At 60.8% G+C, this 15,464-nt stretch carries 17 protein-coding genes; 4 read left to right on the forward strand and 13 right to left on the reverse strand.

The window, feature by feature from the left end:
- Positions 1–3: 3 nt before the first annotated feature.
- The 7 genes from ybgF to ybgC form a co-directional block, all read right to left on the reverse strand.
- Entirely contained in the window at positions 4–1,005 is a 1,002-nt protein-coding gene (gene ybgF / locus PR017_RS11595; protein WP_111222416.1) for a tol-pal system protein YbgF, read from the reverse strand.
- Positions 1,006–1,181: 176 nt separating this feature from the next.
- The gene (pal, locus tag PR017_RS11600; protein WP_111222415.1) at positions 1,182–1,721 is read right to left on the reverse strand and encodes a peptidoglycan-associated lipoprotein Pal; all 540 of its coding nucleotides are present in this window, start codon (positions 1,719–1,721) and stop codon (positions 1,182–1,184) included.
- 156 nt (positions 1,722–1,877) lie between these two features.
- Positions 1,878–3,185: a Tol-Pal system beta propeller repeat protein TolB gene (gene tolB, locus PR017_RS11605; RefSeq protein WP_111222414.1), complete on the reverse strand. Its 1,308-nt coding sequence runs from the start codon at positions 3,183–3,185 to the stop codon at positions 1,878–1,880.
- Positions 3,186–3,206: 21 nt separating this feature from the next.
- Positions 3,207–4,400: a hypothetical protein gene (locus PR017_RS11610; protein ID WP_111222413.1), complete on the reverse strand. Its 1,194-nt coding sequence runs from the start codon at positions 4,398–4,400 to the stop codon at positions 3,207–3,209.
- Between the two features lie 9 nt (positions 4,401–4,409).
- Positions 4,410–4,874, reverse strand: coding sequence for a protein TolR (gene tolR / locus PR017_RS11615; protein WP_111222412.1), 465 nt, complete (start codon positions 4,872–4,874; stop codon positions 4,410–4,412).
- A 21-nt stretch (positions 4,875–4,895) separates the two neighbouring features.
- On the reverse strand, positions 4,896–5,615 hold the full coding sequence (tolQ, locus tag PR017_RS11620) for a protein TolQ (protein ID WP_111222411.1): 720 nt from the start codon (positions 5,613–5,615) through the stop codon (positions 4,896–4,898).
- Positions 5,616–5,991: 376 nt separating this feature from the next.
- On the reverse strand, positions 5,992–6,468 hold the full coding sequence (gene ybgC / locus PR017_RS11625; protein WP_111222410.1) for a tol-pal system-associated acyl-CoA thioesterase: 477 nt from the start codon (positions 6,466–6,468) through the stop codon (positions 5,992–5,994).
- Positions 6,469–6,599: 131 nt separating this feature from the next.
- Here ybgC and PR017_RS11630 point away from each other — a divergent pair, with 131 nt between their 5' ends.
- From PR017_RS11630 to PR017_RS11640, 3 genes are read left to right on the forward strand one after another with little or no spacing between them, the layout of a single operon-like run.
- The gene (locus tag PR017_RS11630) at positions 6,600–7,820 is read left to right on the forward strand and encodes an NAD-dependent epimerase/dehydratase family protein (RefSeq protein WP_111222409.1); all 1,221 of its coding nucleotides are present in this window, start codon (positions 6,600–6,602) and stop codon (positions 7,818–7,820) included.
- Positions 7,817–8,647, forward strand: coding sequence for a glycosyltransferase (locus PR017_RS11635; protein ID WP_111222408.1), 831 nt, complete (start codon positions 7,817–7,819; stop codon positions 8,645–8,647). Before PR017_RS11630 ends, PR017_RS11635 begins: the two co-directional genes overlap by 4 nt.
- Complete coding sequence (locus tag PR017_RS11640) at positions 8,644–9,573, forward strand: NAD-dependent epimerase/dehydratase family protein (RefSeq protein ID WP_111222407.1); 930 nt, start codon at positions 8,644–8,646, stop codon at positions 9,571–9,573. The genes PR017_RS11635 and PR017_RS11640 overlap by 4 nt, the downstream gene beginning before the upstream one ends.
- Before the next feature lie 35 nt (positions 9,574–9,608).
- Here PR017_RS11640 and PR017_RS11645 read toward each other — a convergent pair whose 3' ends face one another.
- The 6 genes from PR017_RS11645 to ruvC all read right to left on the reverse strand — a co-directional run bounded on the left by PR017_RS11645 (position 9,609) and on the right by ruvC (position 12,863).
- Complete coding sequence (locus PR017_RS11645; RefSeq protein WP_111222406.1) at positions 9,609–9,827, reverse strand: hypervirulence associated TUDOR domain-containing protein; 219 nt, start codon at positions 9,825–9,827, stop codon at positions 9,609–9,611.
- Between the two features lie 64 nt (positions 9,828–9,891).
- On the reverse strand, positions 9,892–10,932 hold the full coding sequence (gene ruvB / locus PR017_RS11650) for a Holliday junction branch migration DNA helicase RuvB (RefSeq protein WP_111222405.1): 1,041 nt from the start codon (positions 10,930–10,932) through the stop codon (positions 9,892–9,894).
- Complete coding sequence (locus PR017_RS11655) at positions 10,929–11,333, reverse strand: type II toxin-antitoxin system VapC family toxin (RefSeq protein ID WP_111222404.1); 405 nt, start codon at positions 11,331–11,333, stop codon at positions 10,929–10,931. Before PR017_RS11655 ends, ruvB begins: the two co-directional genes overlap by 4 nt.
- The gene (locus PR017_RS11660) at positions 11,330–11,617 is read right to left on the reverse strand and encodes an AbrB/MazE/SpoVT family DNA-binding domain-containing protein (protein WP_206423231.1); all 288 of its coding nucleotides are present in this window, start codon (positions 11,615–11,617) and stop codon (positions 11,330–11,332) included. Before PR017_RS11660 ends, PR017_RS11655 begins: the two co-directional genes overlap by 4 nt.
- Positions 11,618–11,690: 73 nt before the next feature.
- Positions 11,691–12,305: a Holliday junction branch migration protein RuvA gene (gene ruvA / locus PR017_RS11665; RefSeq protein WP_111222403.1), complete on the reverse strand. Its 615-nt coding sequence runs from the start codon at positions 12,303–12,305 to the stop codon at positions 11,691–11,693.
- Between the two features lie 42 nt (positions 12,306–12,347).
- On the reverse strand, positions 12,348–12,863 hold the full coding sequence (gene ruvC, locus PR017_RS11670; RefSeq protein ID WP_111222980.1) for a crossover junction endodeoxyribonuclease RuvC: 516 nt from the start codon (positions 12,861–12,863) through the stop codon (positions 12,348–12,350).
- A 234-nt stretch (positions 12,864–13,097) separates the two neighbouring features.
- Between ruvC and PR017_RS11675 the strand changes: the two genes are divergently transcribed.
- Entirely contained in the window at positions 13,098–15,413 is a 2,316-nt protein-coding gene (locus tag PR017_RS11675) for a methyl-accepting chemotaxis protein (RefSeq protein ID WP_111222402.1), read from the forward strand.
- Positions 15,414–15,464 lie beyond the last annotated feature (51 nt).

A 15,464-nucleotide genomic window follows, 5' to 3' on the forward strand; every position in this document is an offset into this window, starting at 1 on the left:
CGCTCAGCAGGCGAGACGTTTTTCTTCGCTGGCGACCTTGGCCACGACGGGCTTGGAAGCCTTAGGATATTTCTTGGTCACTTCATGCAGCGTCGCGCAGGCTGTGTCCTTCTTGTCGAGGGCGGCGAGCGACATGCCGAGCTTCAGCAACATTTCCGGTGCCTTCTCTGACGTGCCGTATTTCTTGTAGGCGTTGACGAAGGTGGTCGCCGCATCATTGTATTTGCCCTGCGAATACAAGGCTTCGCCGAGCCAGAAATTGGCATCCGGCGAACGTGCGCTTTCCGGATAGGTGCCGAGATACTGGCGGAATTCCTTCTCGGCGATGGAGTAGTCGCCCGACAGCACGTGGCCATAAGCAGCCTTGTAGGTGTCGCCCTCGTTGCCGAGCGACGCAGTCTTGTCGCCGACGGCAGGCGCCGGGCCGGACCCAACGTCATCCGAATTGACATTGCCGCCAACCGGCCGGCCGTTCTGGTCGAACTGGATCGAGCCGAGCTGTGCAGGCGGTGGCGCAAGAGTGCTGCCCGCAGCGCGGTTGGCATCGGCACCCTGGGGTGTCTCGATTACCTTGGCGACATCGTCGGATTGACCGGTCGCGGACGTGTCTGCCTCGCTCTTCTTGATCGGCGCGCCCGCGGCCGGTGCGGCACCCGTGGCACCGCCCTTCTTTTCCAGCATCTGGAAGCGAATTTCGTTGTCGGCCTGCGCCTTGCGGATGGTCTCCTGCATCTGCAGAAGCTGATAGCTCATTTCCTCAATGCGACCGTTCAGCTGCCGCATCTGGTCTTCCGCCTGCTGAAGGCGGATTTCCGCGTCGCCGCTCTGAACCATGATTGGCTGCTGCGGCTGCTCGCGCTGCTGCGAGAGCGGCGCCGGCGGAACCTGGTCGGACGAACTGCGGTCGCCGAGGTGAAGGCCGAACAGGTTCATCGAATAAGCTTCACGTTCCGTGCCGGACAAGGCCACCAGACAAACCATGCCTGCGACGACGAGTTTTCTCATAGGTTCGATCCCGTCTCTTTGATTCTTGTGCCCAGCGGCACCAGCCGGGGATTTTTAACAATTGCCGTCAAAAAGCAACGGAGTTCGGCCAAAGTGTGGTTGAAAATACAAACCCGCGTTGAAAACGAAGAAGGCGACCTCTCGGCCGCCTTCAAAATCAAGTGATACCGAAGATATCAGGAGCCGGCGCCGTTGAGAACGGTAACTGCGCGGCGGTTCTGCGACCAGCACGAGATGTCGTCGCAAACGGCGACCGGACGTTCCTTGCCGTAGGAAATCGTCTTCATGCGGCGAGCTGGCACGCCCTTGGAGGCCAGGTAGTCCTTGGTCGATGCTGCGCGGCGTGCACCGAGAGCCAGGTTGTATTCACGGGTGCCGCGTTCGTCGGCATGGCCTTCGACGGTGATTGCGTAGTTCGGATAGCGGGCAAGCCACTGTGCCTGACGATCGAGCGTCTGGGCAGCATCGGCGCGGATCGACGTCGAATCGGTGTCGAAGAAGATGCGGTCGCCGACGTTGACGGTGAAATCCTGAGCCGAACCCGGGGTTGCCGAGCCGCCATTGGCGCCATTGAGGCCAAGATCGCCTGCGTTGTTCGGCAGGTTCTTCTTGGATGCGCAGCCCGCCAGGGACAGGCCCAGGAAGAGGGCAAGCATCATCGGGTTGCGGGCGAAGCTCTGCATGCGGCTTGTGGCCGAATTGTCAATACGGCTCATGGCCGGTCTCTCCTTACGACATTATCACGGTTGCCAGACTGTAACCGCACGCGGTTAATGCTGTTTCAACGGTTATGGTTAATTTTGTCTTATAGCGTCCCGCCGCATGAAGTCACAGGACTTTTTGCGACGGGAAATCGGCTGGCGCAATTGCCACTATTCCATCAGCGGCGACCAGGCCGGGTCGGACGCGAAGGATGGAGTCTTGATCTTCTGCTCGTTGTAGCCGGTCAGGTCGATCGAGTAGAGCTGCGGACCACTGGCTCCGGCAGGTTCACGGAAGAACATGATGACGCGACCGTTCGGCGCCCATGTCGGACCTTCGTTGTGGAAGCCCGACGTCAGCAGGCGATCGCCAGAACCGTCCGGCTTCATCACGCCGATGCCGAACGTTCCGCCCGACTGCTTCGTGTAGGCAATCAGATCGCCGCGCGGCGACCAGACCGGCGTCGAATAGGAGCCGTCGCCGAAGGAGATGCGGTGCTGGTTGGAGCCGTCGGCGTTCATCACATAGATCTGCTGCTTGCCGCCACGGTCGCTTTCAAAAGCGATCTGGGTGCCATCCGGAGAATAGGACGGCGACGTGTCGATGGCAGCCGTGGAAGTCAGGCGGGTCGTGGTGCGCGAGCGCAGGTCCATCGTATAGATATTGGCGTTGCCTTCCTGCTGCAGCGACAGCACGACGCGCTGGCCATCCGGTGAGAAGCGCGGCGCGAAGGTCATGCCGGGGAAGTTGCCGACGACCTCACGCTGGCCGGTGGCGATGTTGAGCAGGTAGACGCGCGGCTGCTGGTTGGCAAACGACATGTAGGTCACTTCCTGCTTGTTGGGCGAGAAGCGCGGCGTCAGCACGAGATCGCTGCCATCTGTCAGCATGCGGGTATTGAAACCGTCCTGATCCATGATGGCCAGCTGGTTCTTGCGTGCTGTCTTTGGTCCGCTTTCGGACACGAAGACGACGCGCGTGTCGAAGTAGCCCTTTTCGCCAGTGATCTTCTCGTAGATCGCATCGGCAATGATGTGGGCAACGCGGCGCCAGTTCTCCGGCTGGGTGTAGAACTGCTGGCCGGTCATTTGCGTGCCGGCAAACGAATCCCAGAGGCGGAACTCGGCGCGCAGGCGGCCGTCGGGCTGCTGCGTCACGCGGCCGGTGACCAGCGCCTGCGCATTGATCGACTTCCAGGACGCGAACTGCGGCGCTGCGTCAGGATTTGTGATTTTCTCGATGAAGGCGGCCTTGTCGATCGGTGCGAAAAGCCCCGAACGCTTCAGGTCGGCGGCGATGACGCCGGAGATCTGGGCTCCGAGGTCACCCGTCGAGATGAAATCGGTGATGGCAATCGGCAAGGGCTGAACATTGCCCTTGTTGATGTTGATTTCCACCAGGGCGTAGGCCGGCGAGATGTAGGTCGCCATCAGGCCACCCATCACCAGCATCAGACGAACGAGAGAACGCATTTTCATGTGTACACAGCCTTTCAGCATTTATAGTCCCAGGTCGCTGGGGTCGAAATTGACGATAACTTCGTTCCAGGCGTCGTATTTGTCGCGCGGTAGGTTCTTGAACGGCGAGGACATCATCACCGCCCGGGTGGCACTGCCTGACAGGGCCTGTTGAGCCGACTCTGAGCCGCCCGTCACCTGCACGTCCGGCATTCCGACGATGGTGCCGGATTCGTCGAGCTTCATGTGTACCCGGATCACCATGCCCTCGACGCCCGACATGCCTGCCGGAACATTCCAGTTGTTCTGGATCTGGCTGCGCAGGGCATCGATCTCGCTCTGGCTCAGCTTTGCTCCGTTCGCGGGCTTGTCGGTACCGAGAGCTGCCTGCTGCTGCTGGCGCTTGGCGCCGCCGCCGGTGGCCTGCTGCTTGTTCAACAACGCTGAGATCTCGTCGGCGTCGAAGTCGCTGTCCTTGGAGGACGCAGCCTTGGCCATCTCGCGTTTCTTGTCGTCCTTCTTCTTGTCGGTATCCGACGACTTGTCAGCCGGCTTTTCGACCGGCTTGGTGTCAGGCTTCTTCTCGGGCGGCTTCTCGACCGGCTTTTCGGCAACCTTCGGCGGTGCAGGCGGCTGCGGCTTCAGCTGCGGCACGGGAACGTTGTCCGGCGTCGCCTGATCGCTCGGCGCCAATTCAGCCTTGTCCTGCGTCGGGGCCGGTGCAGGCGGGGGTGGCGTCGGGGTTGGTGTCGGCGTCGGCGTCGGCGGCGGTGGCGTGGGGGTCGGCACGGGCGTCGGCGTCGGCGGCTTCGGTGCGGCCGTCGGCGTCGGCGGTGGCGGCGCAACGTCCGTCTCTTCCTTTTCGACGGACTTCACGTCGTTAGGGGTCGGGTCGACCTTCGGCGTCGGGGCCTCGACTTTTTTCGGCGCACCGGTCGACTGGTTTTCGGTAGGTTTGGGAACCGGCTTCGGCGCGGATTTCAGGTCGACATCGTTCTCGCCGGCATTTTGCGCATTGGCGATTTCGGTCTGCTTGGTCGTCGGCTTCGGCGCGGCTTTGTCCTTCTGCGGAGCCTTCTTGTCACCTGTCTGTGTCATCGACACGTCAGTCACGATCTCGACCGGCGTCGATTCGTCAGGCTGCACCTCGAAGGATTTGGGAGCGCCAATAGTCACCAGCGCCCAGACGAGGACCAGGCCGTGAACAACCGCCGATGTGACAATGCTGGCCTTCATTGAATGGGTTTACTTCGTCTTTTCTTGCTGGGTTACCAGACCGATGTTCTTAAAGCCTGCAGACGATATCCGCGCCATCACCTTCATGACGGTGCCATAACCAGCGGCACTGTCGCCGCGCACATAGATCCGCTCGTTATAGCCGGTCTTGGCGATAGCCTGCAGCTTCGGCACAATGTCATCGAGCGCGATCGGCGATTCCTGCATGAAGATGTCGCCGGCCGGATTGACCGACACGGTGATCGGCTGCGTGTCCGAATTCATTTCCTTGGCCGCCGTTTCCGGCAGGTCGATCGGCACGCCGACCGTCAGCATCGGTGCCGCGACCATGAAGATGATCAACAGCACGAGCATGACGTCGACCAGCGGCGTCACGTTGATTTCAGAGATAGGTCCACTGCGGCCATGACCGCCACGACGGCTGCCGCGACGACCACCGCCGCCACCGCCACCGCCTCCACCTGACATTCCCATAAGCTTGCTCCGGTTCTGTCGTTACTGCGCGGCCGCACGGGGCTGCAGCTTCTCATCGATCTGGCGCGAAAGAATGGCGGAGAACTCATCCGCAAAACCTTCCATGCGGCCAGACAACTTGCCGGCATCTGCGGAGAACTTGTTGTAGGCGATAACCGCAGGGATGGCCGCCACAAGGCCGATGGCAGTTGCGAGCAGCGCTTCCGCGATACCGGGTGCAACGACCGCGAGATTGGTGGACTTCGATCCGGCGATAGCCTGGAACGAGGTCATGATACCGACGACCGTGCCGAACAGGCCGATGAACGGGCCGGCCGAACCGATGGTCGCCAGCGAACCGAGACGGGCACCGAGATGTTCCGATTCCCGCGCCAGCGTCACGTCCATGGCCCGGTCGATGCGCATCTGCAGACCAATAGGCGAGCGTGCGCCGCGCTCGAAGGACTTTTTCCACTCGCGCATGGCAGAGACGAAAATCGCTGCAAGCCCGGTATTCGTGCGCTCGGAAAGCGTCCGGTAAAGCTCTTCCAGCGACTGGCCGGACCAGAAAACCTGCTCGAACTGGTCGAACTGCCGGCGAGCCCGGCTGAAGCTCAGATATTTGTCGATGACGATCGCCCAGGTCCACACGGATGCCGCTATTAGTCCGAGCATCACCAACTTGACGACAAGGCCAGCCTCCATGAAGAGAGACAGAAGCGTCACGTCACTTGTCGCTGCAGCCAATCCAACTTGTTCCATTTGATCCAAATTCCCCGAATCCAAACGCCCGGTGCAGGACCGGGCGGCAAAAAAATGATCGCACAAGAAATGTCTGGCAGCTGCCGCTGAACGCCGTCGTCAGGCTTCCAAGTCTACATCTGCCTTCTTGCCGTCAAATTTGGTCAAAGGAAGGCGTGCACCGCACAATCTCTGACCATAATATTAAGACACTATTATGGTTAAGAGATCGTTAGTGTCCGCGCGATCGGCCATTTTTCTTGGCACGCGGATATACGTTGTAGAGAAACACAAAGCGTAAGCAGCAGCGAACGAGAACTTCCCGCGCACCGCAGGAATTCCTTCTCATGTCAGTCATGTTTTAACAAGAGACGTTTTCAGGCAGCTGCCCCGCGTTTCAGGCAACTGCATCTGATGCATCGGCCGTCCGTGAAGCCTGCAGCAGCTGTGCCGCCAGCGCTTCCGGCAACCGGCGCGGACGGCCGCTGGCATTGATGACGGCAATGATCACCCGGGCAGCGATCAGCAGCGCGCCGTCGCGGAGGATTTCCTGCGTCAGCACCATTTTGGCACCACCGGCCTTTTCGGTCACCGTCTGAATGGTAAGCACATCGTCCATGCGGGCTGGGCCCTTGAAGTCGATCTCCATGCGGTGGACGACGAACACCAGGCCTTCCTCGTCAGCGGAAATGAGCTCACGCTGCTCCACGCCGAGGCAGCGCAGATAATCTGTGCGGCCGCGTTCGAGGAAATGCAGGTAGCGGGCGTGATAGACCAGCCCTGAAAAATCAGTATCCTCGTAGTAGACGCGCTGCAGCAGCCGATGGCTGCCTTCGATCAGTTCCCCGGCGATCAAAAAGGGACCATTCGTCATCAAAAGCTCCAAAACCTGTGGAGAGCCTGTTTGGCCGAAGTCGGTTTGGCAGGCAAGTATTGAACAATTGTCATACTGCCTAATTATTTGAAAACAAGCGGTCGGCGACCGGCCAGCAAGGAGACGATGTGATGAAAATTGCGATCATGGGCGGCGATGGATTTATCGGATGGCCAACATCGCTGCATCTGTCCGATGCCGGTCACGACGTTCACATCCTCGATAACCTTTCCCGCCGCTGGATCGACACCGAGCTTGGCGTACAATCCCTGACCCCTATGGACAGCATCCAGGAACGCACCCGGATCTGGCACGCCGAGACAGGTCGCCGCATTCACTTCAACCTGATCGACCTTGCCAAGGACTACGAGCTTTTGAAGAACTGGCTCGCCGAGCACCGCCCGGATGCCATCGTGCATTTTGCCGAGCAGCGTGCCGCCCCCTACTCGATGAAAAGCGACCGCCACAAGAACTACACCGTCAACAACAACGTCAGCGCCACCCATAACCTCTTGAACGCGCTGACGGAGCTAAACCTCGATACCCACCTCGTCCACCTGGGCACGATGGGTGTGTACGGATACTCGACGGTCGGTGCCGCTATCCCGGAAGGCTACCTGCCCGTTGGCATCGAGACGGTCGACGGCCGCACCGTCAGCCAGGAAATTCTCTATCCGGCCAATCCGGGCTCCATCTACCACATGACAAAGTGCCTGGATCAGTTGCTGTTCCAGTTCTACGCGAAAAACGACGGCCTGAGGATCACCGACCTCCACCAGGGCATCGTCTGGGGCACCCACACCGAGCAGACGCGGCGGCACGAGCAGCTGATCAACCGCTTCGACTATGACGGCGACTACGGCACCGTCCTCAACCGCTTCCTCATCCAGGCGGCGATCGGCTACCCTCTGACGGTGCACGGCACCGGAGGCCAGACGCGCGCCTTCATCCACATTCAGGATTCGGTCCGCTGTATCGAGATCGCCTTGAAAAACCCGCCGTCGCGCAATTCCAAGGTGGAGATCTTCAACCAGATGACCGAGACGCACCGCGTCCGCGACCTCGCCGAGATGATTGCCGGGATGACCGGGGCCGAGATCGCCTGGCTGCCCAATCCGCGCAAGGAAGCGCCTGAGAACGACCTCGTCGTCAGAAACGAGAAATTTCTCGGTCTCGGCCTCGAGCCAACGACCCTGAAAACCGGCCTGCTCGGCGAGATCGTCGATGTTGCCCGCAAATACGCCTACCGCGTCGACCGCGCTCGGGTGCCGGCTGTTTCGGCATGGACAAAGGACCTTGCGGCCAAGCTCAACCACGATCCGGAAGGTAAGCGGCTGAAGTCGGTTTCGTGAACGCCTCCCCCCGGACGACGACAGCCTACGTCACGCTCGTCACCAATGCCGATTACGCCCTAGGCGCCACCGCGCTCGTCCGCTCACTAAGGCGAACCGGCTCGAAAGCCGACATCGTGGTGCTGCACACCGCCGGAGCCAGCTCCGATGATCTTGCGCCGTTAGCGTTGCTCGGATGCCGGCTGGTACCCGTGGACCATCTGCCGCTCTCCGACCCGTTCAATGCGCGCCATGGCCGCACCGCCCTGCATTCGGCCGCTCCCTTTACCAAGGGTCGCAAGCCGTCCTTCCACTCACCGCTCGACAATTTCTGCAAGCTGCGGCTTTGGCAGCTGGTGGAATACGAAGCTTGCGTCTTCATCGATGCCGATGCCCTGGTGCTGAAGCCGATCGACAAGCTGTTCGATTACCCGGAATTCTCGGCTGCGCCCAATGTCTATGAGGGCCTGGCAGACTTTCAAAGGCTGAATTCGGGCGTCTTCGTTGCCAGGCCGTCGCTGCAAACGTTCGACGCGATGATCGATAGTCTCGACCAGCCGGAGGTCTTCTGGAAGCGCACCGACCAGACCTTTCTGGAAACGTTTTTCCCGGATTGGCACGGCCTGCCCGTTTATATGAACATGCTGCAATATGTGTGGTTTACCATGCCCTTGCTTTGGGACTGGAAGAGTATTTCGATCCTGCACTACCAATATGAAAAGCCATGGGAGACGAATCATCCCAAGGCTGACAGACTGGCACCGCTGATCGATCTCTGGCAGCGATTCCATCAGGATCTGGACATTCCGGACATCGCGGCGTTGGCCAACCCGAAAGTAACGACATGAAAGTTTTGGTATCCGGTGGGACGGGCCTCGTCGGTCGCTACATCGTCGAGGATCTTCTCGCCCATGGCTATGCGGTCGCAGTCGGTGGCCGGCATCAGCCGGAGCCCGGCCTGTTTTCAAAGCCCGTCAGCTTCGTTCCGCTGCGGCTCGATCCGAACGCAGAGCAGGGTCACGCATTCGACGACGCCTATTTCTTCGTCCACGCCGGCTTCCATCATGTCGCTGGCCGTTATCGTGGCGGGGAAGGCGACGACCCCGCATCCTTCCAGAGGCTCAATCTCGACGGCAGCGTCAAACTGTTCGAGACTGCCCAGCGCGCCGGAATCCGCCGCTGTGTCTTCCTGTCGACGCGCGCCGTCTATGGCGATCGCTCCGCCAGCGAGGTGCTTTTTGAAACCTCGGAGGCCAACCCGAATACGCTCTATGGCCGCGTCAAGCTGGACGCCGAGCGCGCGCTCTCCGCGATCAACGCCCCCGGCTTTGCCGCCGCAAACCTCCGCCTGACCGGCGTCTATGGCGATCTCCGGCCCAACAAGTGGACCGACATCTTCGGTAATTACCTTGCCGGCAAGCCTGTCCCGTCGCGCGCCGGCACCGAGGTTCACGGACGCGACGTGGGACAGGCCGTCCGTCTCATGCTCGAAACCGACACTGCCCGCATTGCCAATGAAGTCTTCAATGTCTCCGACGTCCTGACGGAAACCCACGAGATCCTCGCCATTCTGCAGCGCGTCACCGGCAGCAGTCACCCGCTGCCAGCCCGCGCACCGGCCAACATCGTCAGCGAGATGGACACATCCAAGGTTACAGCACTCGGTTGGCGCGGCGGCGGCAGAGCGCTGCTGGAAAAGACGATCACATCGCTGGCGCGGGGACTGCCGCATGCCCCGGAGGCGGTTCCGGCAATGTCCTCTAAGCGGGTCTAGTCCTTCCGACATTGACGGAGGCTTTCACCCCGACCTCAGGAAGCAGCCTTGATTTCGGAGTGGCTTTTCAGCACTCGCCCGCCGTCTTCCTGTTCGATAAGATAAGCTGGCTCTTCGGCGCTGGCCTTACGCTTGATCACCGACCCCTCGATAGTTCTCTCCACATCGTCGGTAAAACTCTCCGTCACCTTGCCAGTGCCGGTTCCCTTGCCCCACTTCCACTCGACCTTGGACCCCACGCGAAATTTATGCATTGCGATGCTCCTCTCGAAGCCTCCCAAATGCAAACGCCGGGCTCGTTGTTCCCTCAACTGGCGATCATTCCTCTTCCTGGAACAGCCGGAACTGGGCCGCTTCCAGGTCTTTGGGCGGCTGCAGGTCCAGATGACGCCAGGCGGTCGGTGTCAGCACGCGGCCACGGGGCGTGCGCTGGATGAAACCCTGCTGGATCATGTAGGGCTCAATGATATCCTCGATGGCATCGCGCGGCTCGGACAAGCCGGCTGCGATGGTCTCGATACCAACCGGTCCGCCACCGAAGTTGACGGCGATCATGTTGAGATAGCGCTTGTCGAGCTGGTCGAGCCCAAGATTATCGACCAGCAGCCGCGTCAGCGCCTCGTCGGCAATCTGCCGCGTGACTGATTCCGCCCGCGCCACCTCGGCGAAATCGCGGACGCGGCGCAAAAGCCGGCCTGCGATACGCGGTGTCCCGCGCGCCCGCCGGGCAATCTCCCGCGCCCCGTCATCGGCAATCGGCAGACCCATAAGCCTAGCGCCACGCCGGACGATCAGCTCCAGCTCCTCGACCGTGTAGAAGTTGAGCCGCACGGGGATGCCAAACCGGTCGCGCAACGGTGTCGTCAGCAGACCGAGCCGGGTGGTGGCGGCGACCAGCGTGAATTTCGCCAGGTCGATTTTCACCGAACGCGCCGCCGGGCCCTCGCCGATGATCAGGTCCAGCTGGAAATCCTCCATCGCCGGATAGAGAATTTCCTCGACTGCAGGGCTCAGCCTGTGAATTTCGTCGATGAACAGGACATCGCGGTCCTCGAGATTGGTCAGAAGTGCGGCCAAGTCGCCGGCCTTGGCAATGACCGGCCCTGAAGTCGAGCGGAAATTGACGCCGAGCTCCTTGGCCATGATCTGCGCTAGCGTCGTCTTGCCGAGACCGGGCGGACCGACGAACAGCACGTGATCCAGCGCCTCGCCCCGGTTCTTCGCTGCCTCGATGAACACTTTCAGGTTGGCGCGGGCATCCGCCTGGCCCGTGAACTCGTCGAGCGACTGCGGCCGCAGCGTCGTATCCAGGTCTTCGCCACGCTTCTCGGGCGTGATCAGGCGGGCGGGTTCGGTCATACGAGCAGTTCCATTCCAGGGACGCGGGACGCAGCTTTCTTGTCAAACGTCTTCGTCGACCGACACCCGGCCTCCTCCGAACGAAACGAGATCAGAGCATCGGCGAAATCGATATTTTCATTGGAGACGAATCGCAGGGCTTTGATAATCAGGTTGTGCGATTCAAACTCGAGCCCACGCACCTGCAGCAGCTTACCCACAGCCCGCACGACATCCCGACGGGAAAATCCAAGTCCCGAACGCAAGGCCCAGTCGAGTTCGACAACGGTCAGCAACGAGACGAAGGCGGTGTAGTCTCTTCCTAGTCCTTCGGCAAATTCGAGGGCTAAACGACGCTGCTGCGGATCGTCGTTCGTCAGAAGACGAATGACCACGTTGGTATCCAGACCATACATGGTCATGCCGCGACATCCGAGCTGTCGTCATCCCTTGTATCGAACACGCTTGCGCCGGCAGCGGAAACCGCAGCAGCATCGATATCGGCAATGTCAGCATGTCCCTTCGGCGAATTGCCGAGGTAACCGGCCAGGTCCTTGAGCTCGATCGTCTTCGCCGTCATGACCACCTCGCCGTCGATCACGCTATAGACCAACTGGTCGCCAGGCCGCAAATTGAGGGCCTCACGCATTTCCTTCGGGATCGTCACTTGCCCCTTGGCCGACAACGTCGCTTCCCAGATGGTCATCGCAATTCTCCCGCCCTACATGCTGGGAAGAAAATAACACGTTTTTCCGACGAAATCAAAAATGTCGGAATTCTCACTTCGACAGTTCCCTTAGCCCCAGCCTGATGAGCTTGGCGCTGTCCGCATCTTCGCCCGCCGTCTTCATGGCGGCGGCAACGGCGTTGGCGGCCTGATCGCGCGAGTAGCCGAGATTGGTGAGGGCCGAAACGGCATCCGACACCGGCGCTGCGGCAACGCCCTCGCCGATCTCCTGCTTGAGGCCCATGTTCAGCGCCTCGCCTGCAAACGCCGGAGCCTTGTTCTTCAATTCCAGCACCATGCGCATCGCCACCTTGGGGCCGACACCGGGTGCTCGCGAAATAACGGTCTTGTCCTGTAGGGCAATGGCGTTGGCAAGCTCCGAGGTGGTCAGCGTCGACAGCACCGCCAGCGCCACCTTGGCCCCGACGCCCTGAACGCTCTGCAGCAGAGTGAACCACTCGCGCTCCAGCACGGTGAGGAAGCCGAACAGCTTCAGCTGGTCCTCGCGCACATAAGTTTCGATGAACAGCACGCAGGCCTCGCCAACGCCGCCCAGTCTTGCCAGCGTCCTGCTGGAGCAATAGGCGACATAGCAAACTCCGTGGACATCGACGAGTGCATAGTCCTCGCCGATCTCCTCGATGGTGCCTTTAAGTTTGCCGATCATGGGATATCCATCAGGGTTTGGGGGTGGTCGCGTCTCGAAGCGCTATCCGGCGGCCAGCAGGGCCTGCCGCATGCGGTTGCCACCACGATTATGGGCATGGCATATGGCGATAGCCAGCGCATCGGCGGCATCGTTGCCCTTGAACTCCGCCTTCGGCATCAGGATCTTCAGCATCATGTGAATCTGCTGCTTTTCGCCATGGCCGACCCCTATGACCGCCTTCTTGACCGCGTTCGGGGCATATTCGGCTACTGGGAGACCTGCCCGAGCCGGCACCAGCATGGCGATGCCGCGGGCCTGGCCGAGCTTCAGCGTTGCCACAGCATCCTTATTGACGAAAGTCTGCTCCACCGCCGCCTCATGGGGCTGGTGGGTGTGCACCACATCCGACAGCCCGTCATGAAGCTGGCAAAGCCGCGACGCCAGATCCATGTCGCCATCAGACAGCACCGTGCCCGAGGCAACAAAACGCAATGAGTTGCCGAGCACGTCAATGATGCCCCAGCCCATGCGGCGCAGGCCTGGATCTATGCCGATGATACGAATCGTGTTCTGCATGGTCGTCAACCTACCGTTCATGGCAACCATGTGCCAGAAAAATGTGAACAAAGCGAAAACATCGCGATAATTCATCACGCGTCTTTACGTGTGATTAAGCCATTTTGCGGACTCTTCCCCGATATTGCCTTTGCAGGTGGTTCGGCTGAGTCAGGACCCCAGTTTACATTTGACAGCTTTTTCACTGCACATCGTTTCGCGCCATCGACGAAACGAGAGTTTAGAGGTTACGCCATGTCGCGCCGGTTCCAGTCACTGTCCTTCAAGGTGATCGCCACCTTCCTGCTGCTGACGCTGTTGTCGGTTGCCGTCCTCGACGGCCTCGCCTATATCGCCAGCAACAGGCTTTCGGACGATCAGGCGCTCGAGGCAAAGAAGAGCGTGCTGGTTTTCCGCGGCGACATGTTGCAGGACCAGTTGCAGCAGATCGGCACGCAGGCGGATTCGATTGCCCGCATCGAGGCGGTACAGATGACGATCACCAGCCTTAGAAGCGGCTGGAAAACCATCGAGAAGACCTCCGGCGACGCCCGCGCGGAATTGCAGAAAGTATTTGTCAGCCAGAACCCCAATCCGGCGGACCAGCGTGAAAAGCTTCTGAAGCCCGTCGGCCCCAGCGGGTTCTATTACTCCAGCCACGAGACCGCCCAGACGGAAATCGGCCGTGACCTTCAGGGCTCGCCCTTCAGCGACCTGCTGATTGCCGACATGGATGGCGCGGTAATCTATTCCTACAAAAAGGGCCCCGCCTTCGCAGAAAACCTCAAGAGTCCGGCCTGGATCGCATCGAGCCTCGGGAAAACCTACGCCGATGCTGTCGCAAACGTCGCCAAGGCAACCAGCGACACGGCCCCAAGCGCCTTTTCCGGCCTGCATGTAGACCCCGCGACCCAAAAGGGCGCGGTCTACTTTGCTGTCCCCATCCTCAAGCTTGGCGCGCCCAAGGGCGTGATGATTTTCCAGGTGCGCGACGACATCCTCGCCTCCATCCTGTCCAAGGGCAACGCCGCCACGAGCACGGCCCGATCCGTCGTCGTTTCGGAAGACGGCTCGGTTATCGGCGTCGACGAAGCTGGACACCTCATAGCTGTCGATGGCGCCGCTTATAGTTTTGCGGCTGAGGCATTGGCCGGCAACGATATCAGCGTCGCTGGCCTCATGCGTCCCGATGGTGAGGCGCGCGCCTATGCCCGCCCGATCGCTTTCGCCGGCAAGCATTTCCTGATCGTCGAGAGCCTGCTTAAAAGCGAACTGAATGCCGGGTCGATCGCGGTTGCCAAGTTGCTGACGCTCATCGGCGTCGGCATACTCGTTCTCGTGGCGCTGGCAACAGGCGTTGTGATGAAGCTGCTCTTTGCGCCGCTTGCCCGTCTGGCCGCTGTTACCCGCGATGTCGCGGATGGCAAGCTCGACAGCGAGATCGGCAGTCAGGATCGCAACGACGAGATCGGGACGATGGCGAAGGCCCTTGCACGCTTCCGCCAGTCGCTCGTCGATCAGCGCCTGCTGGAGGCGGCCAGCGCCGAGGCTCGTAGAAACGCGGAAGCCGAGCGCCAGGCAAGGCTGACGGAGCGCGAGTCGGAAGCCCGCGTGCTGCAGGATGTCGTCGAAAACCTGGACGAGGGTCTGCACCATCTGGCCACCGGCGATCTCGCCTACCGCTTCGACACCGCCTTCCCCGTGGAACTCGAAGGCCTGCGCGTCAATTTCAACAAGGCTCTGGCAACGCTTAGCGAGACCATGACGGCGATCGGCGGCAACTCCATGGCTGTCCATTCCGGCTCGGAGGAAATGCGCGGCGGTGCCACCGAGCTTGCCGGCCGCACAGAACGCCAGGCCGCCTCGATCACCGAGACGGCAAGTGCTGTCGGCGCCATCACCGATGCCGTCCGTCTGCAGATCACCCGCGCGGAGCAGGCCGAGCGCATAGCACGCGACGCACAGGCCGAAACGCAAGGGTCGGGTCGCATCATGCGCGAGACGATCGCCGCCATGGAAGCCATCCAGGGCTCGTCGCGACAGATGAACCAGATCATCAGCGTCATCGACGGCATTGCCTTCCAGACCAATCTCCTGGCACTCAATGCCGGCGTCGAAGCGGCCCGTGCGGGTGAAGCTGGCAAAGGCTTTGCAGTCGTCGCCCACGAAGTGCGGGAACTGGCACAGCGCTCGTCCAGCGCCGCCAAGGAGATTGCTGGACTGCTGGCGAAATCGACCGGGGAAGTTGAAAACGGCGTAGCGCTGGTCGAACGCGCCGGCGTCGCACTCGACGGCATCAGCACCCATGTCGAGAACATCAACGTTCAGATCCGCGAAATCATGCGCTCGACGCACGAGGAAGCCGAGACGCTTCGACAGATCAACAGTGCCGTCACCGATCTCGACGCGATGACACAGCAGAACGCCGCGATGGTGGAGGAAACGACCGCCGCAATCCATCGCCTCGCCTCCGAGGCGGGCGAGATGGACAACAGGCTCGGCAATTTCACGCTGACAGATCCCGTACGACGCAAGACCGCCGAGATCCACTTCCTGCACCGCCGCCGCTGAGGCTGCGGGCACGGCTGTTGGATCGGCCACCTTGCCAGCTTGCCACGACGG

Origin of the sequence: Rhizobium tumorigenes (assembly GCF_003240565.2) — a bacterium.
Classification (GTDB): domain Bacteria; phylum Pseudomonadota; class Alphaproteobacteria; order Rhizobiales; family Rhizobiaceae; genus Rhizobium; species Rhizobium tumorigenes.